Consider the following 22,943-nt stretch of genomic DNA (forward strand, 5'->3'; position numbering starts at 1 on the left):
TCTCCTCGGCACCAGCCGCCGTCCTACTACCCCGCTGCGGGGCTGTGGGCGGCGGCTTTTGTGGTTTTCGTTCCTATTTTCCCATTTTTGTTAGGCTTGGGCATTACAACATGGGGTGCCACGCAGTGGCTGAGATACACCCATTGAACCTGCTCTCAGTTAGAACTAGCGAAGGGATTGTTGTGGACTTATCATTTCTCCGTGCCCACGATGCGGTGCGCGATACCGCTCCACTTATTCAGTGCTTGACCAATAAGGTCGTCAGCAATATTTCTGCCAATGCACTGTTGGCCATCGGCGCCAGCCCGGCAATGGTAGATACCCCAGATGAGTCGCAAGATTTTGCGAAGATCGCCAGCGGTGTGCTTATCAATTGCGGAACCCCGAATTCCGAGCAATACGCCGGCATGCGAGAGGCAATCGCCGGTGCGACCGCGGCTGGAAACCCGTGGGTCCTCGATCCCGTTGGCGCGGGTGGTCTGCAGAAGCGCACCGAGTTCATGCATGAAGTCTTGCCGCAGCGACCGACGGCGATTCGCGGCAATGCCTCCGAGATCATAGCCTTGGCCGGAACCGGAGCCGGCGGGCGCGGCGTGGAGTCCACCGATGGCGTGGAGGCGGCTCTGGAACCAGCGCTCAAACTGTCCCGCGATACTGGAGCCGTAATTGCCGTGTCTGGTCCCACGGATCTCATCGTGCAGGCAGGCGAAACGCCGCGTGCGGTAAGCCTCGAGTCTGGACACCCGATGCTGCAAAACGTCATCGGCACGGGTTGTTCGCTGGGCGCCATCTGCGCGGCTTACCTGGCAGCGTGGGAGGATCCATTCACAGCGATCATCGCAGCGCATGCGCATGTGGGGGCCGCAGGCAGCGTTGCCGCGGAGAAATCCACGGCGCCCGGCTCCTTTGCGGTTGCCTGGCTCGATGCGCTGTATGGGCTGTCCACCGATGTAATCGAGGAGCGCATCTCTGCCTCCGAGGTCGCCGACATTGCGGAGCTGTCATGAGCATCGATTGGACGCTGTATCTCATCACCGATCCTGAGCTCGCCGGCGGGCGGGACAAGGTCGTTCCCATCGTGCAAGAGGCGGTACGCGGCGGGGCTACCGTCGTGCAATTGCGCGATAAGGAGGCCAGCGACGAGGAGGTCGAGGCTACCGCCCGCGAACTCATGAAGGTCTTAGGCGGCGTACCGCTTTTTATCAATGACCGCGCCGAGGTAGCGGCCAAGGTAGGCTGCCACCTGCACATTGGCCAAAACGATATGGATTTTAACCAAGCACGGGAGCTGCTTGGCCCCGATAAGCTCATCGGGCTTTCGGTGGGCACGCGGGAAGAGCTGGACGCCATTGACCCGCAGGAAGCCCCCGATGTCATTGGCATCGGCCCGGTTCACTCGACGGCGACCAAGAAGAATGCGCCAGCGGGAATCGGTGCCGAGGCCGCCAGGCGCCTTGCCACCGCGGCGCGCGAACGCGGCATCGAGTCCGTCGCCATCGGCGGCATCAAGGCACACAATGCCCACGAACTTTCTGCAAGCGACTTTGCAGGGATCTGCGTGGTCAGCGACATTATGGCTGCCGATGACCCGGCAGCGGCAGCACACAACCTAAAGGAGGCCTACTGTGGCTAAAGGAACCTACCCCCGTATTCTCTCGATTGCTGGAACCGATCCCACAGGCGGAGCCGGTATCCAGGCCGATTTAAAGTCCATCGCCGCCGCGGGCGGGTATGGAATGAGCGTGGTCACCGCGCTGGTGGCCCAAAATACCCAAGGCGTGCGCAGCGTCCACGTCCCGCCGCTGGATTTCCTCCAAGAGCAGCTGGATTCCGTCCGCGAAGACGTAAACATCGATGCCATCAAGATCGGCATGCTTGCCGATGCCCCCATCACCGACCTCGTATCCACGTTCCTCGACCAGATCGACCCGTCCGTCCCCGTGGTCTTGGACCCGGTCATGGTGGCCACCAGTGGCGACCGCCTCTTGGACCCCGCGGCGGAAAAGGCGGTGCGCGAGCTGTGTTCCCGCGCTGATGTCATCACGCCCAACCTCAAGGAGCTGGCCGTCCTGACGCAGACGGAGGAAGCTACGGACTTGGACCGTGCCATCGAGGTGGCTAAGACGTGGGCCGCTGAGGCGGATACGGCGGTCATCGTCAAGGGCGGGCACCTTGACTCGGCGATTGCCGATAACGCCGTGGTCACTGCCGATGGCAAGGTTCACCGCGTGGAATCGGCTCGAGTGCAGACCAAGAATACCCACGGCACGGGCTGCTCCCTCTCCTCTGCCCTAGCAACGCGGCTTGGCGCAGGCGATGAAGTCGCCACCGCCCTAGAGTGGTCCACGGACTGGCTGCACGAGGCGATTGCTAATGCGGATGCGCTGGCCGTCGGCAAAGGCAGCGGGCCGGTAGACCACCTGCACCGCTCGCAGCGCTTGATGCGGGCTGCGTCCTCGGTACCGCTTCCTCACTTGTCCGGGCCATTGGAAGAGGTAGAAAATCCGGAACAGCCGCGGGTAGCGGCCGCTGGCCCGTACACGCAGCGCCTGTGGAATATCGCGGCGGAGCACTGGGAGCAGGTAAAGGCACTACCCTTTATTCAGAAGCTGGGGTCCGGGGCACTTGCCAACGATGCTTTCAGCTTCTACCTCGATCAGGATTCGCAATACCTGGCGTCCTACTCGAAGGCCCTGGCTCGCCTGGCCAGCCAAGCGCCCGATACCGCACAGCAATTGCACTGGGCGCAGGGCGCCTACGAATGCCTCGCGGAGGAGGCTGAACTGCACCGCGGATGGTTGAAGGATTCTGCTACTACGGCGCCATCGCGGGTCACCAGCGCATACACGGATTTTCTCATCCGCAGCACGCACACGGATGATTATGCGGTTGGCATCGCGGCGGTACTTCCCTGCTACTGGCTGTATGCAGAGGTAGGCCTGCACTTGGCGGAATTCGACTCGCCCGATCACCCCTACCATGCCTGGTTGGAGGTCTACGGCGGGGAAGATTTCCTCGCCGGGGTGCGCGAGAGCATCAAGATTGTGGAGGAAACTTTAGAAAAGGCGGATGAGGCCACTCGGACCCGTGCCGAGCGCGCCTTTATCAGCGCCAGCATCCACGAGGTCGATTTCTTCGACCAAGCGGACCGGCGCTTTTAAAACCTTAAGCCAATAGATCCGCGCCAGGCCTAGAAAGCACGGCGACCAAGAAGGTAGAATGCTCCGAAAATAGCTTCATGTCCCAAGAAGAGAATGTGAAGTCAACGCGGTAGCCCACCTTCTGCGCCATATCGAGGAAGTCCTGGAAATCCCAACCGCGGCCTTCCCCAAAGCCAGTGACGAAGCGCCCGCCGGGGGTCAGAGAGTTAAAAATATTTCGCAGGGCTTCCTCACGGCCGTCCACGGCCAAAAAGCCCATGACGTTTCCCGCAGAAACAGCGAGGTCAAAGGGTCCTTCAGGAACCTCTTCGGTGCACAGGTCTCCGACGAACCATTCGCCTTCCGGGAAATCATGTTCGGCGTGTTCGATCAAAATGGGATCTACGTCGATGCCCACCACGCTGTGTCCGCGGCGCAGCAATTCCCCGCCGACGCGGCCGGTTCCACAGCCGGCGTCGAGGATGGTGGAATTGCGTTCCACCATGGCATCGACAAGCCGGGCCTCCCCATGAATGTCTTTGCCCTGCGCCTCAAGCATCTTCCATTTGCGGGCGAAATTATGGGAGTGGGCGGGATTGGCTTCGGTAACTTCTTTCCACGTAGGCATAGATTCGATTATATTACCCACCGTCGGTGTAGGCTTTACCCGCTGCTTAAAACGTGGCCCGTTTTACTACTTGATTGCGTTACTATCCGCACTACCGTGCAAAGGAGGCTGAAACGATGCCGTCCGTACCCACGCCCTTTAGGGGCCGAAAGAAACCCACGCCTCCTAGTCAGCCTTCCTTCCCACCGGTTCCCGCGGAGCGCGCCATCGAGCACTGCCGCGTTTTCGTCGATGGTGAGGCCCTACCCGGCGAGTATTCCGCGCATTCCGCCCTGGAAACCGTGGCGGAATATGGCCGCGGGTTTGTCTGGGTGGGCCTGCATGAGCCCTATGAATCCCAGATGACGAAGATCGCTTCGCAATTTGGCATCCACGAGCTCATCGTGGAAGACGCCGTTATGGCCCACCAGCGACCGAAGCTGGAGCGCTACGATGACCAGCTCTTTGTGGTGGCGCGCTCGGTGAATTACCGCGACCACGATGAGGTGAAAGATAAGCGCCATATCATTTCTACGGGCGAAATTCAGATGATCATGGGCTCTAACTTCATCATCACCGTCCGCCACGGTGCAAAGCTGCCCTTCTGGGCCTAGACTGTCGAAGACGAGCAGGACTTGGTGGAGCTCGGCCCCGTCGCCATGGCCTGGAAGATCCTGGACATGATGGTGGACCGCTACTCCGAAGTCGCGCGCCTTATTAGCGATGAAGTCGATGAACTCGAAGAGGAAATCTTTACCCCCAATCTCAAATTCGACGTCGACCGCATTTATATGTTCAAGCGCGAAGTCTTGGAAATGAAGCACGCCATTTACCCGCTGTCTGCGGCGCTAAAGGCAATGGTTTCGGATCACAAGGACCTCATCTCCAAACAGATCCGGTCCTACCTGCGCGATGTCTATGACCACGAGCTCGTGGTCAATGACTTGGTGGCCAGCTTCGATGAACGCCTGACCTCGCTTATTGATGCCTCGGTGGCCAAGGTCACCATGCAGCAAAACTCCGATATGCGCACCATCTCCGCGGTCGTCGGCATGTGGGCTGCGCCGACCTTAGTCGCCGGTATTTACGGCATGAACTTCGATATCATGCCGGAGCTGCACTGGGCCTTTGGGTATCCCATGGCAATAATCATCATGGTCGCAGTCGTTGGCGGACTGTGGGCGTGGTTCCGGAAGAACCACTGGCTCTAGCTGCGCTTATCCATAATCATGGTGCGCAGCGTGGTGCGTGCAACTAGGGTGTCTCCTTGGCGCATTTCTACGCTCCACACGTGGGTCCGCGTGCCCAATTGAATGGGGGTGGCCACAGCTTCTAGCTCGCCCTCACCTGTCGCCTTGATGAAGTCCGTGGAGTTATTGACCCCCATCGCTGGGGCATCGGCAGCCGCGACGCTGGCAAGGGAGGCCACCGTTTCCGCGATGGTGCAATATAGCCCGCCATTCGCCACGCCCCACGGTTGGTGGTGCTGAGGAGTCACGGTGAGGTGTGCGCGGGCCTCGGTCGGGCCCACGCGGTCGAAGGTGAGCCCGATGAACTCAGCAAGCCCGCCGTTAACCGAATTTAGTTTCTCCAGTTCCTCCTCGTTGAGCAGGCGCGTATGCGCGGTATGGAGTAAGTCATTGAGTATCTGGGTATCTGACATAGCCTTCAAGCTTAGCCGCCAGCGCGGCGAAAGTGAGGCGGTGACGTAGGATAGGCACCATGACTGAAAAGAACGAACTCGCGCACATTGGTGTTGTCGGCCTAGCGGTAATGGGCTCCAACCTAGCCCGCAACTTTGCCCGCAATGGCAATACCGTCGCCGTCTATAATCGCAGCCCAGAAAAGACTCACGCCCTCATTGAGACCCACGGCGACGAAGGAAACTTTATCCCTTCCGAGTCCATCGCGGATTTCGTCGCTTCCTTGGAGCGCCCCCGCAAGGCCATCATCATGGTGCAGGCGGGCAAAGCCACCGATGCGGTCATTGACCAGCTTGCCGATGCCATGGATGACGGCGATATCATCATCGATGGCGGCAATGCGCTGTTTACGGATACCATTCGCCGCGAAAAGGAAGTGGCCGAGCGCGGTAAGCACTTCGTGGGCGCTGGCATTTCCGGCGGCGAAGAAGGCGCCTTGAACGGCCCATCCATCATGCCTGGTGGTCCGGCTGAGTCCTGGGAGACCCTCGGCCCCATCCTGGAGTCCATCGCCGCGGAGGTCGATGGCACCCCGTGCGTGACCCACATCGGCCCGGATGGCGCCGGCCACTTCGTCAAAATGGTCCACAACGGCATCGAGTACGCCGATATGCAGGTCATCGGCGAGGCCTACCAGCTGCTGCGCTACGGCGCTGGCATGGAGCCTGCCGAGATTGCGGAGATTTTCAAGGAATGGAACTCCGGCGACCTGGACTCCTACCTCATTGAGATCACCGCCGAGGTACTGGCCCAGAAGGATCCGGACACGGGCGCCCCGCTTGTCGATGTCATCTTGGACGCCGCCGGCCAGAAAGGTACCGGCCGCTGGACTGCCATCAACGGCCTCGAATTGGGCGTGCCGATTACCGGCATTGCCGAGTCCGTCTTTGCCCGCGCACTGTCTTCTTCGAGCCAGCAGCGCGCCGCCGCGCAGGAGGGCCAGCTTCCGGCAGGCACGAACGCGGACTTCGACATCGACAAGGATGCCTTCATCGAAGACGTTCGCCGTGCGTTGTATGCCGCCAAGCTCATCGCCTACTCCCAGGGCTTCGATGAGATCAAGGCTGGTTCCACCGAATTCGGTTGGGATGTCGATCCGCGCGACCTAGCAACCATCTGGCGCGGCGGCTGCATCATCCGCGCTAAGTTCTTGGACCGCATCCGCGAGGCATTTGATACCAATCCAGAGCTTCCCGCCCTCATCCTGGATCCCTACTTCAAGGGTGAGCTGGAAGACCTCATCGAACCGTGGCGCCGCGTCGTCGTCGCTGCAACCCAGATGGGCCTGCCGGCTCCGGTCTTTGCCTCCTCGCTGTCATACTACGACAGCCTGCGCGCCACGCGCCTGCCCGCCGCCCTGATCCAGGGCCAGCGCGATTTCTTTGGTGCACACACCTTTAAGCGCACCGATAAGCCGGGCACCTTCCACGTCGAGTGGTCCGGCGACCGCAGCCTGACGCAGACGGACTAAGTACTGCAAATAAAAGGGGAGGACCTGCACGGTGCAGGCCCTCCCCTTTTTCGTCTCTGGATTTAGACCAAGCCCAGCCACGACCAGTAGGTGGCAGACAGCAGCAGGATGAGCAGGTACCCGACAATGGTCAGCGGGATACCGGAGCGCAGGAATTGCTTGGTACTAAAGGCACCGGTGCCATAGGCCAGCATGTTCTGCGGCGCCGAGACAGGAAGCAAGAATCCGAAGCAGATGACGAACTGTTGGATGACCACGAAGCCGATGCCACCGTTGGGCACATCCAGCGTGGCGGCCAAGGCAATAAAGACCGGGATGAGCGCGGAGGCTAGCGATGTAGCGGAGGCAAAGCCCAAGTGGATGAGGATATTAAACAGCGATACCAACGCAATCGTTGCCAGAATCGGCAGCGAATCCAGCCCCATAAGCCCAAAGGTCTTTTCTGATAGCCACGTGGCAGCGCCCGTATCCAGCAGGAAGGAGCCGAGGGAAATGCCGATGGCAAAGACGATGAGGGTACCCCAGCTCACGGACTTTTGCGCCTCAGGCCAGGTAAATACGCCAATCTTCGGCAGCAGCATGAGTGCTACGGCCACCGCGGTAATGACGGCCGAGCTAATCGGGTGCAGCAGTCCCTCCGTGGCCCAGAAGAAGAGCAGGAGGAGGGAAAACCCGATAAGCCTTTTCTCTTCCGGTGAGGTGGGCCCAAGGTCCTCTAGCTGCTTGGCGATGAGCTCCTTTCCTCCCTCAATGCGCTCCGTTTCCGGTTTGATGACGGCGCGCATGATGAAATACAACGCAATGGACATCAGGATGGACCACGGCGCGGCCCAAATGAACCATTGGCCCCACGAGACCGATTGCCCCATTTGATCCTCGATAAATCCCACCGCCACGAGGTTTTGGGCGGCGGCGGTCTTGATGCCCACGTTCCAGATCGATACGGCCTGCGCTGCGGTAATGACGAGTAGCGCGCCCAGCTTCGACTCATAGGACAGGCCGAAGGCGGCCACCATACCGAGCAAGATGGGCACCACGGCGCCCGCACGCGCGGTGGCAGAGGGAACGAAGAAGGCCAAGATGATGGCGATCGCGATGGCGCCGATAACGATGTGGGAGGTCTTCTCCCCCGCGATTTTCAGCACGTACAGGGCAATCCGCTTATGCAGTCCCGTGGCCTGCATTGCTCCGGCCAAGATCAGCGCCGCGGCCACGAGCGCTACCGCGGACGAGGAAAATCCCGCCATCGCGACCTTGAGGGCATTAGAGGTGCCGTAGATGCCATCGGATTCTGGATCCGGCCCGAGGCCCAAAAGTAGGGAGATAAGGCCGACGATCAACAGTGCGCTCACCGGATAGCTCACGGCCTCAGTCACCCACATGATCACCGCGAAGGCCAGCATGCCTAGGGCCACTTTAGCGGGCCAATCGAGCCCCGGGATCGGGATAAGTAAGACGGCCGCGAGGGCCAGGAAGGCCAGCGCGAACCACACGGCATCAAGGTGAAATTTCTCCTTTTTCGTGGGTTCGGTAGATTCCTGCGGCGAGGAGTGGGAAGAAGAACTGGCTGTGGATGCTTGTGCTTGAGCCATGGAGACGACTCCTTAACAGTTCGTTGTGGCCCTGGGATGGGCCGGTGAGTGAAGGAATAAATCGTGTGTGCTTCCCAGCACCACCTTCCACGTTAGGTAATAACCAGTGAAATACCTAAAGTAGAGCCCTATTTTTGCTATGGCATTTCTCACTCATAAAGACGGTGCCCAATCGTGCGCTGGCCGATGCGGAATTTTGCGCACCCACCAGTTAGAATTGCCCAACGATGACTACTTTTGCCGAACTCGGCTTACCTCAGCGCGTGGTTCACGTTTTGAACGACCAAGGAATCACGGAAGCATTTCCCATCCAAGCCGCAGCCATCCCGGATGTACTTGCGGGCAAGGACGTACTCGGCCGCGGGCCTACCGGATCCGGAAAGACCTTTACCTTCGGGCTTCCCACGCTGGCCCGATTGGCTGGCTCGGGTGCCTCGACCCCCGGCCACCCCCGTGCGGTCGTCCTCGCCCCCACCCGCGAGTTGGCGACGCAGATCCAACAACGCCTTGATGAGCCCGCCACCGCATTAGGGCTGCGCGTCCTCGCGGTGGTCGGCGGCGTCAATATCAACCACCACATTCGGTCTTTGGCGCGCCCAGTGGATCTCTTGGTCGCTACACCTGGTCGCGCCCAGGATCTCATCGCCCAAGGCAGGTTGTCCTTTGACAAGGTGCAGATCACCACTTTGGACGAGGCGGACCAGATGGCCGATATGGGGTTTCTTCCCCAAGTGCGCAAGCTCTTAAACTACACCCCGCCCACCGGTCAGCGGTTGCTTTTCTCCGCGACCCTCGACGGAGACGTCAATAAGCTCGTCGAGCAATTCCTGCACGATCCCGTAGTCCATTCCACCGCACCGGTGACCGCGGCGGTGGAATCGATGTCGCACCACCTGTTTTTCGTCGGGGATCGCCCCGCCCGCAACGAGGTGGTTATGCGCATCGCCGCGCGCGCGGGCAAGACCATTATGTTCATGCGAACCAAGCACGGCGTGGATAGGCAGGTGAAAAAGCTAAGGCGCGCCGGCATCAACGCCTATCCACTCCACGGGGATAAGGGTCAAGGTGCGCGCACCCGCGCCATTTCTGGCTTTGCCGATGGCTCCATTCCAGTCCTCGTTGCCACCGATATCGCAGCACGCGGCATCGATATCGCAGACGTCTCCCTCGTCGTCCACGTGGATCCGCCGGCCGAACACAAGGCCTACCTGCACCGCGCCGGACGAACGGCGCGCGGCGGCGCCACAGGCACGGTGGTTACCCTGGTCACCGATGAACAGCGTTCAGAGGTAGCTGCCCTCATCAAAAAGGCCGGTGTGAGCGCTACCGAACACGATATTTCCCACCGCGATAACCCGGCCGGCGCTCCCGAGCTGCGCACGGTCACCGGCGCCCGCAAACCCCACGGACCAGCCCTTCCCCCACCGGGCCAAGACGGTTCGCACGGCTCGGGCCAGCAACAAAAGAAACAACCCCCACGCCAGCAGAAGAAACCGGTTGGTGGTGCCAGGAGGGGTAAGGGGCGGCGTCGTTAAGCGCTGGCGCAATAGAAAGGAGGATAGGCCCGTGCAGGTTTTATCTACCACTGACTGGACCGCCCGCATGGATGAGCACGAACGGCGGGCGGCGGACCGACTGGAGAGGTTTCGCCATCCGGGCAGCTATCATCCCGTATTTGATTTCCTCTTTGAGTATTACCCTGTCCGCCCGTCGCACCTAAAGCGCTGGCACCCCGGCATTGACACGGCGCTCGAGGGTGACGCGCCGCAGGCTAGCTGGCGCGATTACCACGAGACTGCGGACGGCATCACCGTGGACGTGGAGTCCTATATGCAACGCCGCGGAAGTTCGATTGACTATATTTTGGATCTGCTGCGGCGCTCTGCCACCAACCCGGTGCACTTTGATTGCTTTGGTCTGCATGAATGGGCGATGGTTTACCACACCGATTCCCCACGCCATGATCTCCCGCTGCGCTTAGGCGCAGAAGGAACCAACCGCGTCGTTGATACTCATTCCCTAAAGTGCTCGCATTATGATGCGTTCCGTTTCTTTACTCTGCCGGCGCGCCCGCTCAATCTGACGGTGCTCCACCGTGAGGATCAACCTGCCAATGACCAAGCAGGCTGCGTGCACGTGACCATGGACCTTTATAAATGGGCGTGGAAGCTGGGGCCCTTGGTCCCAGGCGATCTCTTCCTCGATTGCCTGGATCTGGCTATCGATGCCCGCATCCTTGACATGGAGGCCTCCCCGTACGATTGCCGTAATTGGGGCCTTGGGGTAGTTCCTATTGAAACACCAGAGGGCAAGGCGACGTATGTCAACCGTCAACGGGGCCTCGCGCAGCGAGCGCAACCGCTGCGCGAGCGGCTTGTCGCAGTAATGGAAAGGGCTTATTGCCAGTTACACTAGATTAAACGCATCATGCGCTGGCTCGGGAGTTTTGGAGAAAGGCACTACATGGCACGGCACTCAAACGGGGAAAACAGATTCGCACTAGCTGGCTGGGTTATCGCGGTTATCATCATCGCAATCCTTGCTGTCATCGCACCTTTGATTTTCCTGTTGCGCGCTGGGGGTGACTCTGGAGAGCCTACGGCCGCAGAAACCGCGTCCCAATCCCCTGTGGAAAGCAGCCCAGGAGTCTCCTCCTCCGCTCCGAGTACGCCGGACGACGGCGAAGAGGCTTCGGGCTCGGCTTCCTCTTCCACCGTGGAGATGGCCCCCAATACTCTCCTGCTCGTTGATACTTCTGCGAATATGACCGCGATGTTTGATGCAACGCAACAGGCGCTATCTGGCACCGCGGAAAAATTGAGTGACAACAATAGCCAGGTAGCCTTGTGGAACTATTCGTCCCCCATTTCGGAGGCCGCGTCGGTGGGGTACCGCGATAACCTCGGATTCGGCAATGGCCCTGCGGTGCCGAAGACACTCGCGGCATTCGGCACCGGTGGGGTGCCGCAATCGCGCAGCGCCACAATTGCCGCGCTGAACACCGCTGCGGATCAGGCCGCCGGTACCAACCGGAAGGCACGGGTGCTCCTCGTGACAACGGGCACCGAGCTCGATATGGACGATGCCCAGTTTGCCGCCGCTCTTGACGGCGCGAAGTCAGACAACGTAGAGCTATCCGTCGTCCACGTGGGCCCAGGGGCTATCGATGAACAGCTAAAGAACGCCGCTGACAACTTCACTAGCGTCGATGCGGGTACGCAGGAGGACCTCAACGCCGCGATGGATAAGGCCGCTGGGGTTTAAACAAAAAAGTTCTCCCTCCACCCCCGTGAGCTGGGGTCTGGAGGGAGAACTTATTAAGAGGACTTAGGAACTCTTGCGGTTGCGGCGAGCGGCGAGCTCATCCAAGCCAACCACGTTGTCATCGGGCAATTCCTCGATGCGCTCTGCGGGGAAGGACGTAATCGTGCCGGACAGTTCCTTCAAGATTCCCGGCACTGCGATGCCGAAGACACCCTGCCCGCCGGCGAGAAGGTCAATGACCTCATCATTGGAGCGGCACTCGTACACGGTAGTGCCATCAGAGACGAGGGTGAGCTCAGCCAAATCGTTAACGCCGCGGTCATGCAACGATTCCACGGCCAAACGGATATTCTGCAGGGAAATGCCGGTGTCGAGCAGGCGCTTGACAATCTTGAGGACCAAGACGTCCTTGAAAGAATAAAGGCGCTGTGAACCCGAGCCGCGGGCGGTGCGAATGGAGGGGTTGACCAAGTTGGTGCGTGCCCAGTAGTCCAACTGGCGATAGGTGATGCCAGCAACCTGGCAGGCGATGGGCACGCGGTACCCCACTTCTTCGTCCGGTCCCACATCAAAGAGGGATTCTTGGACGTACTGGGACTCGGACTGAGTGTCCTCGGTGATGCTCACGTAATTACTCCAATGGGGTTTGTTGGAAGCTCTAAAGATCAATTAAATGCCAAGCGCACACCCCCGTCAAGCGGTGGCTGCTTAACCTTCGAGTACAACTTTAGACTTTAAAAACCACATTGTCACCATTAGTCACACGCGTGTCATTAATTTTTTTCGTCTTCTTCCCCCGTGTGGAAATCGGATTCATCCATGCCAAGGCTGCGCATCATCTCTTCGAAATCGGCATCGGCCTGCGCGTTTCCGGATGCAGAGGTGCTTTCCTCGGCGGAGGAGGCATCGCTGTCTTCCCATTCCTGTGTGGGGGTAGGAAGCTCGAGGTCGAAGTATTCCTTAATGTCCTCCTCGCTGGCGAAGACGGATACCTGCGCCAAGAGCGCAGATTCGGCAACGATGGGCACCTTAAAGTACTCGGCTACCGCCAAGGCATCGCTTACACGCGCATCAAAAACTTCACCTTGCGCGGTCTGAATATCCACCATGAAGGTGCCTTGATGGTGGTTGACAATCTCGATGGCGTCGACGCCACCTGCCGCCTCTAGAACCTCACAGAGAAGATCGTGGGTCGTTGGGCGGTTTGGGCGGGGGTCAGCAAAAACACCGGCCAATTGAATTCCGTCTACGGCTGAAAGCCAGACGGGGATGAGGCGATTCTCTTCGGGCCAACGCAGCAGCGCGCAGACATCATCTTCTGGCCCTAGCTGGTGAATGCCGTGAAATTCAAGGGTTACATCACTCATAGCTACCACTCTCCCACACGGGAGGCTGCCATGGTGAGTTAGGCGTTAAATTCGTGGCGCAAATCCGTCTTTACCAAGGTGGCGTGCAAAGAAACGACCAGTGCCGTCATCTGCTGGGAGAGCTCTTCTGCCTGCTGGTGCGCGGTATCGGAATTCGAGTGCGCCACGGGGGCCGCAACCTGCGAAATCAAATCTGCTTGGCGGCGTGCGCTATTGCGCAGGGACTTCAGCTGGCTAGCGCTAAAGCCGAAGGCCTGCAACGCTACCGCGGCAGAAGCAATGGCCACGTCGTCGGTATTGAAAAATCCCGCGGCGTCCGGCTTAATGAGCTTGTCCTTGATAAAGGTGGCAATATCCGCCTCGGATGCTCCGGCTTGCTCTGCTACCTCGGCATCGGTCAAGCGCGTTACCGCGGGTGCTTTGAACTGTTGCGGGGACAGCAAGGTCTCCGCATTGCCAGCAGAAACAATGGCGGTGACCTGGCCAGAATCCATCGCTTCCAGCTGCTCGCGGATGACCTTAAGCGGGGTGTAATTATCCCGCTGGGTGGTCAAGATATAGCGCAGCCTATCCACGTCTTCCTGCGTGAACCGGCGGTAGCCGGAGGCAGTGCGCTGGGGAGAAATCAGCCCCTCTGACTCGAGGAAGCGGATTTTAGACACAGTGACATCAGGGAACTGCTGATTCAGCGTTTCTAAGACCACGCCAATGGACATGGTCTTAGCCTTCTTCGTGTTCGGGCTCTTGCGGCGAGCTGATGCCGCCGCGGATTCTGCTGCGCTCACTGTGTCTATCTCTTTAAAAGTGTCTCAGTAGTCGTTGGATATAAAAAGGAGACTAAACCGCCTTAACCAAGGACGGCAAAACGGTTTGTCTGCTGCCGTTTTAGTCCTGCTTGGTGATGAAGACGAGGCGGAATTTACCGATCTGAATCTCATCTCCAACCTCGAGCACCTGCGAGTTACGCGGCTCGCGGTTGACGTAGGTGCCGTTCAGGGATCCCACGTCTACTACCTCGAATTGGCCTTCATCATTCTTGCGGAATTCAGCGTGGCGGCGGGAGACGGTGACATCATCCAGGAAGATATCTGCCTCCGGGTGGCGCCCTGCCGTGGTGGTGTCCTGATCCAGCAGGAAGCGGGCACCGGCATTGGAGCCACGCTTGACCACAAGCAACGCCTGGCCGTCCTCCAAGTTTTCCGTACCTACCGCAGAGGTCTCGGTTCCCTTGGTGCCATTTTCCATTTCCTTGAGCAGGTCAGCGCGGAATACAGAGGTGGTCTCCACCTGTGGTTCCGGGGTTCCGGTGTTCTCGCTCATTGTTACCTCCGGGGATTAGTTTTGAGTTACTTATACCAATAATAGCGACTCTACCGAGTCTTTGATCTCTCAGTGGGCAATTATTTCACCGAAAAATATTTCCGATGCCGCTCAACACGGAATTTCCCTGCCCCGCAAGGGGGTTATCAGAGACCATATAGGTCCACGTTGCGCTTGGACGGTTCAACCCAGAGTCTGCTAGGTGTGCCCCCTCGGCGTCAATAGGCACCTGCCTGAAGGTCTCTACGGCCTGATCTACCGCCCGCTGCGCCAAGTCCTTAAATTCGCGCACCGCGATGCGGTGATATTCGTCAATTGGGGTCTCGCGCGCGATGGCGCGCAGGTGAATGGATTCGCGCACATCATCGAGCAGCTCGAGGTGATCGGCCCAGCCCATGTCGAGGTGATACAGCATGATCTCCCGCGCCGCCTGAATTCGCACCGACCCCGGGAGTTCCGCAAGCTCGTTAGCCCGCTCTGGGGCCCGCTCAGCTAGTTCTTGCCACGCTTGGTCTGTATCCAATAGCGCTGCACGGCGCTTATCGATGATGATGCGCTGGTCCGCCAAGAGCTGGTTATACTTCCAGGTTTGGGCGTGAATTTCTAGCAATTGGCCCTCTGTTACCCGCTGACAATGGGCTACAAAGTCCTGCACCCGTTTGGATTCGATGAGCCCGCTAGGGCCAGGTTGCGCGCTGACCTTTTCCCCAGCTCCGCCTTGTTGCACCACGTCGTCTTCCAGCGAGACGAAAAATAGCGCCAAGCCTGGGTCTCCTTGGCGCCCTGCACGCCCGCGCAGCTGATTATCGAGCCGCGCGGTGCGGTGCCGAGAGGTTCCGATCACGGCAAGGCCGCCGCGCTCAGCCACCTCATCGTGGTCGGCCTCATCGGCGCCGCCGAGCTTGATGTCCGTACCGCGGCCGGCCATTTGTGTGGAGACGGTTACCCGCCCAATATCGCCGGCTTCGGCGACAATCTGTGCCTCTTCGCGGTCATTTTTGGCGTTAAGCACGTTGACTTCAATATCGCGATCGCGCAAGGCCTCAGCTAAATTTTCTGATTCCGCCACGTCTTGGGTTCCCACAAGTACTGGTTGACCGGCTTCGTGCAGGTGGGCAATTTCTTCGACGATGGCCGCTGACTTCTCCCCTATGGTGGCAAAAATGCGATCTTGTTCATCGAAGCGCTGCAGTGGCTTATTCCGATCGATAACGGAAACGTGCAGGTCATAAAATTGGCGCAGCTGGTCGGTGGCCTCTACCGCAGTACCCGTCATTCCACAGACCAGCGGGTACCGTCGCATGAGTTCTTGCAGTGTAATCGTATCGAGGATGCGCCCGCCCTCAGAGACTTCCAAGCCCTCTTTGGCCTCTACCGCTGCCTGCAGCCCGTCGGGCCAGCGTTGCAGATCGGCGACGCGACCACGGGAGGCATCGATAAGCTGCAGCTTGCCGTCCACCACGATGTAGTGAATATCGCGTATCAACAGCGCCTTTGCGTGCAGCGCCAAGTTAACCTTGACGAGGACGGTGCCGATATTGTCCTCGGAATAAAGGGAATCGATGCCGAGCTCTCGCTCTACGCGGGCTGCGCCTACATCGGTAAGCTGCACCGTGCGCCCGTCATCTGAGATGACGTACTCGTGGTTCTCTCGGAGGCGGGAGACCACATTGGTAATGTGCCCCGTGGGAGCCTCACCGGGGCGATTTCCGGCCAACACCAGCGGTACAAGGGCCTCATCCACTAGGACGGAATCGGCCTCGTCCACCAAGGCGACATCGCCAGGAGCCTGCACCGTCTGTGCGCGTTCGGTGATCTGATTATCGCGCAAAAGATCAAAGCCCAATTCATTAACGGGGGCGTAAATAATATTCTGCGCATACGCCGCGCGGCGCTCATCCTCGCTCATACCCTCCGTTACGGAGGCTACCTGCAGCCCAAAAAATTCCACGACAGGCCGCATCCATTTAGCATCGCGGCTGGCCAGATAGTCATTGACCGTCACGACGTGGACCCGCTTCCCAGTTAGCGCGAAACCCGTTGCGGCCATCGCGCCAACGAGAGTCTTGCCCTCACCGGTAGCCATTTGAATGACATCGCCGGTAAGCAGTCGCAGTACCGCCTGCGATTGCACGGTGAATGGGTGCAGGCCCAGGGTGCGTTCACACGCTACGGCAAGGGCACCCAGGAATTGGGCCTTGTCTGCGACCTCGCCGCCGCGCACCGCATCGCGGGCGGCTTGGGCCACGGCAGCATCGTCGCTCTGCGCGAATTTGTCCGCGGCGGAGCGAGCTTCATCCACGATGGCCTTGGATTTCTTATCGTTTCGCTCGCTTTGCGAGCCCATCGCTTTCCAGAACCAATCGAATGCTCCCACGACAATTCCTCCTTTAGGGACTGGCTGCCTACGACTCTAGTCAACCTCATCTGGCTTGGAACTTATGGGGCCGTTATTGTAGGTGCCATGCAATCCGTCAATGTTAAGCTGCCGTCCAGCCGAGGAACCGAGATGGCAGGAACCATCGACTTTCCTGATGCTCCCCCTCTCGCCTTCGCCGTCTTCGCGCATTGCTTTGCCGGCTCGCGCCATACCCCTGGCGCGGCCCGCACCTCGAAGCAATTAACGGAATTCGGTATCGCCACCTTGCGCTTTGATTTTCCCGGTTTGGGGCAATCAGAAGGCGAGTTCGCGGACACCACGTTTAACCAGAATGTCGACGATATCCGCGCCGCCGCGGACTGGCTAGAAGAACACTATTCCGCACCACAGATGCTCATTGGTCACTCCTTGGGCGGCGCAGCGGTGCTCAAGGCCGCCACGGCAATGAAAAAGATTCGCGCCGTGGCCACCATCGGCGCCCCCTTCGATCCCGCGCACTCCGTGCTGCACTACGCGGATAAGATCGGCGAGGTAGACGCTAATGGCGAGGTCGAGGTCGTCTTGGGAGGCAGGGCCCTGACCATTTCGCGTAAATTCCTGGAGGATCTGGCAGAAACCAATCCGGAAGAATACCTACCGCGGTTGCGCAAGCCCCTCTTGTCCCTGCATTCCCCCATCGATCAGACGGTGGGCATCGACAATGCGCAAAATATCTTCCGCATGACCCGCTACCCCAAATCCCTCGTTTCGCTGGATAAGGCCGATCACCTGCTCACCAAGCAGGGAACCGCAGCCCGCGCCGCTGATCTGATCGGTGCCTGGTCCCAGCAATTTATTGTTCCCGACTATGAGCCCGAGGAAGTGGGCACCGACGCCGCCGTTGCCCGTCCCGCTACCGGCACCAAGTTCGGCGTCGTGGTGCGCCACAATGATCACTCCGTGACCGCGGACCGCACCAAAAAGGAAGGCGGCAAGGGCAAGGGCTTTACCGCAACCGGCCTGCTCATGTCGGCCTTGGCAGCTGCCTCCACCCAGGCCATCAAGGAGGCCGGCAAGAAGCTTGCGCTTGACGATGTCCACGTATCCATCACCCAGACCGGTACCACCTCCTTCGAGCGCCGCATCGAACTAAAAGGCTCCTTGAGCGATTCCGATATCGATGCACTGCGCGCAGCCGCGCGTGATACCGATGTCGAGCGCATGGCCGCCGGCGCCACCATCACCGATATCGTGGACTCCAACTAATGGTGGTCCTCAATCCCATCGCCGATTCCCGCCGCTGCCCCTGCACGAGCGGGCTGAGCTTTGGCGAATGCTGCGGCAAGTACCATGCCGGTGCCAAAGCTCCCACAGCCGAGGCCTTGATGCGGTCACGCTTTAGCGCCTTCGTCAGCGGCGATGAGGACTACCTCCTGCGCACCTGGGATCCGGTGACTCGGCCGAGCTCATTGGACTTGGCTGACTCCCCCATCCGGTTCTACCGCCTCGATATCCTCGATACCGAAGGCGGTGGTCTTGTAGACGATGAAGGCATCGTGGAATTTGAGGCCTTCTACAAGGGCGAGGCAGTGGGCTCCCAGCGGGAGCGATCGTCTTTCCGGCGCCTGAATGGCGCATGGGTCTATTCCACCGGCGAGCTTTGATGCAGGTCATGGCCTTGATTTCACTGTGGAATTATCCTGATGTAATCTAGGGCAGTCGCAACAAATAATGCGACGCCGGGCTATGGCGCAGTTTGGTAGCGCACTACACTGGGGGTGTAGGGGTCGCAGGTTCAAATCCTGTTAGCCCGACAAATTATCCCACGGCTATGGATTTACTTCACGGCCGTGGGATTTTCTGTGTGCCTCGCCTACACCGCAAATAGGATGGCGAGACCAAGCAGTATAAGCACCGTGGGGAATAAAACGCTCTCCCACTTCTCTAGTGCTTCTGCTACGGCTGGCCGTGTGGCCACAAATTTCGCCGCCGCTACAAGGCCTGCGACCAAGACGAGGAATACGACGCAGTACACCGCGATATCTGCGGGCGAAGACGTGGTAAATACCGGCAAGTACACACCGATATTATCGCCGCCATTGGCAAAGGTGACCCCGGCTACCGCAGCGATACTGAGCTTCTTTCCAGAAACGTCATCGTCGTCTTCCCCGCGAAAAGCCTCCCAGGCCGCCCAGAGGCCAATGGCCAAGGGAATAAGCCCGAAAAAGCGAATCCAGTTTTCCGGAAGGATGGCGCTAAGTCCCAGACCAAGTGCCACGGAGACCGCGAGGATCCCCAAAAATCCCAGGTATTGACCCAAAAGAATGGCTTTGGTCGTGCCCTTCCTGCCCGCGCCACGGGCAAAGAACAGCGAGAGAACAACGATATCGTCGATATTGGTGACGATAAATAAGACGATTGCGGATGCGAGAGTAGTAATCACATAATCAGCTTAACGTATCCACCGATGACAATTGTCATGGCAACTTCGTGACACGATCCCTGCTATTAAAAGCGCAAACGTAGTTAAGTGCAAGACATGAAAACTACACGTATCCCTAACTCAGGTTCCTCAACAGCGATTGAGGTACGCGACGTAGAAAAAGTCTTCGCAGCAAATTCCTCGCATTCAGTGCGAGCACTTAATGACGTATCAGTCTCCATCGCCCCCGGAGAAATCATAGCGTTGCTAGGTACCAACGGCGCTGGAAAGTCCACACTCATTGACCTCATCTTAGGCCTTACCGAACCATCTTCCGGCACTGTCGCAGTCCTAGGCAAAAGCCCCCAGGAAGCGATCAACAACGCACAGCTAGCAGCGGTACTTCAATCCGGAAGTCTTCTCCCCGAGCTCACCGTAAGCGATACCTTAAAGATGATTTCCGCTACCTTTGCTCAGCCCCTAGACATTGGCGAGGTCGCACATCATACCAACTTAGAACCGATATTGTCTCGACGAGTGGGCAAGTGCTCCGGCGGCGAGCAACAACGTCTTCGTTTCGCGCTTGCGCTCCTGGGCGACCCGCAGATACTCATCCTTGACGAACCGACTGCCGGTATGGATCCGGGCGCTCGCCGGGATTTTTGGGCGTCCATGCAGCACCAGGCTGAACTCGGGCGCACCATCTTTTTCGCGACACACTATCTCGAAGAAGCAGACAATTTTGCTGAAAGGATAGTGCTTTTGCACAAAGGGGAAGTTGTGGCCGATGACAAGGTAATTGACATACGTAGTCGCGGCGAGGTCCGAAGAATTACGGCCCAATTTGACGGCAGTATTCCTCCAATGAGTGCGCTACCAGGCGTTACCGAAGTCACCCGCACTGGAGATCACATTCAAATGACTACCTCAGATTCGGATTCACTGGCCCGCCATCTTCTTAACCACACAGGCGCTTATGACCTCACCATTAGCGCTCATAGTCTGGAAAATACTTTCCTCGCGCTCACCGATGAGCACAGCTAACCCGTTTCTCCTCCCGCCAGCCCCCCAACGAAAGATTCCAACCATGTCTAATAGTTCCACCGCGCCTGCGTTTAGTAACACAATGCGTTTTGCTGGGTACAATTTCCTCCGGCTGCGCCGCAACCTCGCCCCGCTATTTTTCACCACCATTTTGCCGGTATTTTTCTATCTACTTTTCGGCACGCTAATGGACTTTGGCAGCCTTCCCATTCACAACGGTAACTTTGCAGCTCTCCAAATGATCAGCATGGCACTGTACGGCGGCGTCGCCGGTGCGGTGGGAGCCGCTGCTGCTTCAGTCACTGATGCCAGGTCCGGTTGGAGACGCCAACTAGCGCTTACTCCGCTGCGCCCTCACCAGATCCTCTGGGCGAATATCACCTCCATAGCATTGCAAGCTCTGCTTCCCATTGCAGCAGTGTTTCTCACTGGTGCATTAACTAAAGCTGACATGGAGCCCCACCAATGGGTTCTGTCCTTTCTTGCGTGCGCTGTTGTCTCTATTCCCTTTGGCTTATATGGGATGATATGGGCACTTGCTGTACCGACGGATAACTCCGTGGCCATTGCTTCTTCCTCTATTGTCCTCCTGCTGTTCGCCGCCAATGTCTTTATCCCCCTATCTTCCTCACTTATGGCGTTTGGCCGCTTTACACCCCTTTTTGGCCCTGTCGTGTTGGCTCAATGGCCATTGGCAGAAGGGATGCAACTGCTAAATGATGCCGATGGCACGGTTAACCATTCCTTGTGGAGCGCAGGACTAAACTTCGCCGTATGGACCGCAATTTTCGTCGGAGCCTGCGCACTGCTGCTCCACCGCGACAAATCACGAATGTAATGGATTCATTCCACTCGCCTTTCAAGGGATTCGCTACAAATAATGCGGTGATTGCCAGCGTTTGGCTTATATTTCTGTTCTTCGGCTTAATTCTCAATTTCGTTCAGCCTGGTGTGGACGCTACGCAGCGCCTAGGATCCACGGCCTGTGTTATCGCTTTCAGTGCCCTATATTTCTTCAGCTTTGGTTCGGTGACTTACTACCCGCGGGGTTGGAACTTACGTTATCGCTTGGCCGCTCGCTGGTCTGCCTTAGCGCTCATAGCACTTATCTCCATACCCTTCTTTGGAGTTTATGCCACCACATTTGTGCCCTATCTAGCTGCATTCCTCGGGTTTCAATTACCACTGCGCCGGGCATTATTATGGGTACTTCTCACCGGACTCATAGTCACAGGTGCCTTATGGAGCGTCGATTCGCAGGACCTCTTAGGGACATTCATTGTGATATTCGGCTGGCCAATATTGCTGGTGTTGCTAGGCACAATGTCTCAAAGAGAAGACTCGCGCACGGATTTAGAGCATCAACTCGATCTCGCTCGCCAACGCGAAGACATTGCCACCGACGTCCATGATTTGCTCGGCCACTCGCTTACCGTCATCAATTTAAAATCTGAGTTGGCACAGCGGCTCGTTGACGTAGATCCGACTCGAGCTCGAAACGAGCTGCAAGAAATAAGTGACCTTTCCCGTATGGGTTTGGCAGAAGTCCGCTCCACAGTTACCCGGATGCGCATGCCGACCTTCGAGGGAGAAGTTCAGGCAGCGGGCCGAGCATTCGATACCACAGGGATTCAAGCGCATCTTCCTGCCAACGTCCGAGCCGTAGGACTTTATGACGCCGCCTTTTCTTGGGCCTTACGCGAACTCACCACTAACGTTATTCGCCACTCAGGCGCAGAGCACTGCTGGGTTAGCATAACCCAAAATAAGCTCCAAGTCGTAGACGATGGTTGCGGCTTCGATCCGGACAAGCAGTACCACAGTGGCGGGCTACACGGGCTGCATAAGCGAATGGAGGACAGCGGCGGAAAGTTGATTATTATGAGGAAGGACGACCGCACCGTAGCGCTGATTACTATGAACGGTGATACCGAATTACTACCCTTGGACAGTGAAATTGGTTCCGATGGCTGAGACATCTCCACCCATCCGTATCCTCATCGCGGAGGATCAATCATTGGTTCGCGGTGCCCTTGTCGCTCTCCTAGCTACCGAACCAGATATCGAGGTAGTTGCTCAATGCGCAACGGGCAACGAAGTTGCGGGGCTCGTCGCCAAGCACAATGTGGAGGTAGCTCTACTCGATATTGAAATGCCGGGAAAGAGCGGTCTAGACGTAGCAGAAGAACTCTCCGACAGTCCATGCAAATGCCTCATCGTTACTACTTTTGGCCGCGGCGGCTATGTAAAACGTGCTATTGATGCTGACATCGCTGGATTCATAGTCAAAGACACTCCCCCAGAACAACTCGCGGAGGCAATTCGCCGAGCGAAGGCTGGGCTGCGGGTGATCGATCCTGCCTTAGCACGAGAAAGTCTTTTTACCCCGGACAACCCGCTCACACCCCGGGAACGAGAAATCGCGCGGCTTTTATTATCTGGGGTGGCTTCCTCAGAACTGGCGCGCAAAGTGCATCTTAGTCCTGGCAGCGTGCGCAACGTCGTGTCCAGTATCATGACAAAAACCGATGCAAATAATCGCTACGAGGCTGCGACGAAAGCCCAAACTCAGGGCTGGATTTAAAAAGCGCATTTTTCCCCAGCCCAATTGGACCGCGTTTTCCAGAAAAATCGGCCATAGACATAAGCTTAAG

General features: G+C 58.2%; 22 protein-coding genes, 1 tRNA gene, 1 pseudogene and 1 riboswitch. Of the genes and pseudogenes, 15 read left to right on the top strand and 9 right to left on the bottom strand.

The genetic code is table 11. The features are described 5' to 3' along the window. Positions 1–101: 101 nt before the first annotated feature. Positions 102–195: riboswitch (TPP riboswitch) on the top strand. The 3 genes from thiM to ABRP88_RS02365 all read left to right on the top strand — a co-directional run bounded on the left by thiM (position 183) and on the right by ABRP88_RS02365 (position 3,161). Further along, on the top strand, positions 183–1,007 hold the full coding sequence (gene thiM, locus ABRP88_RS02355; protein WP_349836009.1) for a hydroxyethylthiazole kinase: 825 nt from the start codon (positions 183–185) through the stop codon (positions 1,005–1,007). (Overlaps the previous riboswitch by 13 nt.) Further along, positions 1,004–1,633, top strand: coding sequence for a thiamine phosphate synthase (gene thiE / locus ABRP88_RS02360; RefSeq protein ID WP_284782822.1), 630 nt, complete (start codon positions 1,004–1,006; stop codon positions 1,631–1,633). The genes thiM and thiE overlap by 4 nt, the downstream gene beginning before the upstream one ends. After that, the gene (locus ABRP88_RS02365; protein WP_349836011.1) at positions 1,626–3,161 is read left to right on the top strand and encodes a bifunctional hydroxymethylpyrimidine kinase/phosphomethylpyrimidine kinase; all 1,536 of its coding nucleotides are present in this window, start codon (positions 1,626–1,628) and stop codon (positions 3,159–3,161) included. The genes thiE and ABRP88_RS02365 overlap by 8 nt, the downstream gene beginning before the upstream one ends. Before the next feature lie 4 nt (positions 3,162–3,165). Here ABRP88_RS02365 and ABRP88_RS02370 read toward each other — a convergent pair whose 3' ends face one another. After that, positions 3,166–3,768, bottom strand: coding sequence for a class I SAM-dependent methyltransferase (locus ABRP88_RS02370; protein WP_284624125.1), 603 nt, complete (start codon positions 3,766–3,768; stop codon positions 3,166–3,168). A 116-nt stretch (positions 3,769–3,884) separates the two neighbouring features. Here ABRP88_RS02370 and corA point away from each other — a divergent pair. Then, positions 3,885–4,958 (top strand): annotated as a pseudogene (gene corA / locus ABRP88_RS02375) (magnesium/cobalt transporter CorA). Here corA and ABRP88_RS02380 read toward each other — a convergent pair. Beyond that, on the bottom strand, positions 4,955–5,410 hold the full coding sequence (locus tag ABRP88_RS02380) for a PaaI family thioesterase (RefSeq protein ID WP_349836013.1): 456 nt from the start codon (positions 5,408–5,410) through the stop codon (positions 4,955–4,957). The pseudogene corA and the gene ABRP88_RS02380 sit on opposite strands and share 4 nt — an antisense overlap. A 59-nt stretch (positions 5,411–5,469) precedes the next feature. On the opposite strand from ABRP88_RS02380, the gene gnd reads away from it, so the two are divergent. Continuing rightward, a complete protein-coding gene (gnd, locus tag ABRP88_RS02385) occupies positions 5,470–6,921 on the top strand; it encodes an NADP-dependent phosphogluconate dehydrogenase (RefSeq protein ID WP_349836015.1) in 1,452 nt (483 codons plus the stop codon). Between the two features lie 62 nt (positions 6,922–6,983). Here the strand turns inward: gnd and ABRP88_RS02390 are convergent, their stop codons facing one another. After that, on the bottom strand, positions 6,984–8,513 hold the full coding sequence (locus ABRP88_RS02390; protein ID WP_349836016.1) for an SLC13 family permease: 1,530 nt from the start codon (positions 8,511–8,513) through the stop codon (positions 6,984–6,986). Between the two features lie 227 nt (positions 8,514–8,740). Between ABRP88_RS02390 and ABRP88_RS02395 the strand changes: the two genes are divergently transcribed. The 3 genes from ABRP88_RS02395 (at position 8,741) to ABRP88_RS02405 (ending at position 11,777) form a co-directional block, all read left to right on the top strand. Then, positions 8,741–10,048 (top strand): DEAD/DEAH box helicase, encoded by a 1,308-nt coding sequence (locus tag ABRP88_RS02395; protein ID WP_284853940.1) that lies wholly within the window; start codon positions 8,741–8,743, stop codon positions 10,046–10,048. 67 nt (positions 10,049–10,115) lie between these two features. Continuing rightward, positions 10,116–10,928 carry a 3-methyladenine DNA glycosylase gene (locus ABRP88_RS02400; RefSeq protein WP_410763203.1) on the top strand — a complete coding sequence of 271 codons (813 nt, stop codon included), beginning with the start codon at positions 10,116–10,118 and terminating at the stop codon, positions 10,926–10,928. A gap of 48 nt (positions 10,929–10,976) precedes the next feature. Further along, on the top strand, positions 10,977–11,777 hold the full coding sequence (locus tag ABRP88_RS02405; protein WP_284853942.1) for a vWA domain-containing protein: 801 nt from the start codon (positions 10,977–10,979) through the stop codon (positions 11,775–11,777). A 63-nt stretch (positions 11,778–11,840) separates the two neighbouring features. Here the strand turns inward: ABRP88_RS02405 and ABRP88_RS02410 are convergent, their stop codons facing one another. From ABRP88_RS02410 to secA2, 5 genes are all read right to left on the bottom strand, one after another. Next, entirely contained in the window at positions 11,841–12,404 is a 564-nt protein-coding gene (locus tag ABRP88_RS02410) for a MerR family transcriptional regulator (RefSeq protein WP_005282882.1), read from the bottom strand. Positions 12,405–12,550: 146 nt separating this feature from the next. Then, the gene (locus tag ABRP88_RS02415; protein ID WP_284853943.1) at positions 12,551–13,144 is read right to left on the bottom strand and encodes a bifunctional nuclease family protein; all 594 of its coding nucleotides are present in this window, start codon (positions 13,142–13,144) and stop codon (positions 12,551–12,553) included. Between the two features lie 38 nt (positions 13,145–13,182). Continuing rightward, complete coding sequence (ftsR, locus tag ABRP88_RS02420; protein WP_023030770.1) at positions 13,183–13,929, bottom strand: transcriptional regulator FtsR; 747 nt, start codon at positions 13,927–13,929, stop codon at positions 13,183–13,185. A gap of 100 nt (positions 13,930–14,029) precedes the next feature. Continuing rightward, the gene (gene odhI / locus ABRP88_RS02425; RefSeq protein ID WP_284853944.1) at positions 14,030–14,464 is read right to left on the bottom strand and encodes an oxoglutarate dehydrogenase inhibitor Odhl; all 435 of its coding nucleotides are present in this window, start codon (positions 14,462–14,464) and stop codon (positions 14,030–14,032) included. Between the two features lie 85 nt (positions 14,465–14,549). Beyond that, complete coding sequence (gene secA2, locus ABRP88_RS02430) at positions 14,550–16,841, bottom strand: accessory Sec system translocase SecA2 (RefSeq protein WP_284853945.1); 2,292 nt, start codon at positions 16,839–16,841, stop codon at positions 14,550–14,552. Positions 16,842–16,928: 87 nt separating this feature from the next. Between secA2 and ABRP88_RS02435 the strand changes: the two genes are divergently transcribed. The 3 genes from ABRP88_RS02435 to ABRP88_RS02445 all read left to right on the top strand — a co-directional run bounded on the left by ABRP88_RS02435 (position 16,929) and on the right by ABRP88_RS02445 (position 18,637). Then, positions 16,929–18,089: a bifunctional alpha/beta hydrolase/OsmC family protein gene (locus ABRP88_RS02435; protein WP_284770695.1), complete on the top strand. Its 1,161-nt coding sequence runs from the start codon at positions 16,929–16,931 to the stop codon at positions 18,087–18,089. Beyond that, entirely contained in the window at positions 18,089–18,487 is a 399-nt protein-coding gene (locus ABRP88_RS02440) for a YchJ family protein (protein ID WP_284853946.1), read from the top strand. Before ABRP88_RS02435 ends, ABRP88_RS02440 begins: the two co-directional genes overlap by 1 nt. A gap of 76 nt (positions 18,488–18,563) precedes the next feature. Beyond that, positions 18,564–18,637 (top strand) — tRNA-Pro (locus ABRP88_RS02445). 59 nt (positions 18,638–18,696) lie between these two features. Here the strand turns inward: ABRP88_RS02445 and ABRP88_RS02450 are convergent. Continuing rightward, positions 18,697–19,266, bottom strand: a complete 570-nt coding sequence (locus tag ABRP88_RS02450) for a cadmium resistance transporter (protein ID WP_284770697.1) — start codon at positions 19,264–19,266, stop codon at positions 18,697–18,699. Positions 19,267–19,362: 96 nt separating this feature from the next. On the opposite strand from ABRP88_RS02450, the gene ABRP88_RS02455 reads away from it, so the two are divergent. The 4 genes from ABRP88_RS02455 (at position 19,363) to ABRP88_RS02470 (ending at position 22,873) form a co-directional block, all read left to right on the top strand. Next, on the top strand, positions 19,363–20,289 hold the full coding sequence (locus ABRP88_RS02455) for an ABC transporter ATP-binding protein (RefSeq protein ID WP_284770698.1): 927 nt from the start codon (positions 19,363–19,365) through the stop codon (positions 20,287–20,289). Positions 20,290–20,371: 82 nt separating this feature from the next. Then, entirely contained in the window at positions 20,372–21,127 is a 756-nt protein-coding gene (locus ABRP88_RS02460) for an ABC transporter permease (RefSeq protein WP_284853960.1), read from the top strand. Continuing rightward, entirely contained in the window at positions 21,127–22,263 is a 1,137-nt protein-coding gene (locus ABRP88_RS02465) for a sensor histidine kinase (RefSeq protein ID WP_410756181.1), read from the top strand. The genes ABRP88_RS02460 and ABRP88_RS02465 overlap by 1 nt, the downstream gene beginning before the upstream one ends. Beyond that, entirely contained in the window at positions 22,256–22,873 is a 618-nt protein-coding gene (locus tag ABRP88_RS02470; protein WP_284782857.1) for a response regulator transcription factor, read from the top strand. The genes ABRP88_RS02465 and ABRP88_RS02470 overlap by 8 nt, the downstream gene beginning before the upstream one ends. Positions 22,874–22,943 lie beyond the last annotated feature (70 nt).

Source organism: Corynebacterium sp. KPL2734 (assembly GCF_040225595.1).
Lineage (GTDB): Bacteria > Actinomycetota > Actinomycetes > Mycobacteriales > Mycobacteriaceae > Corynebacterium > Corynebacterium rhinophilum.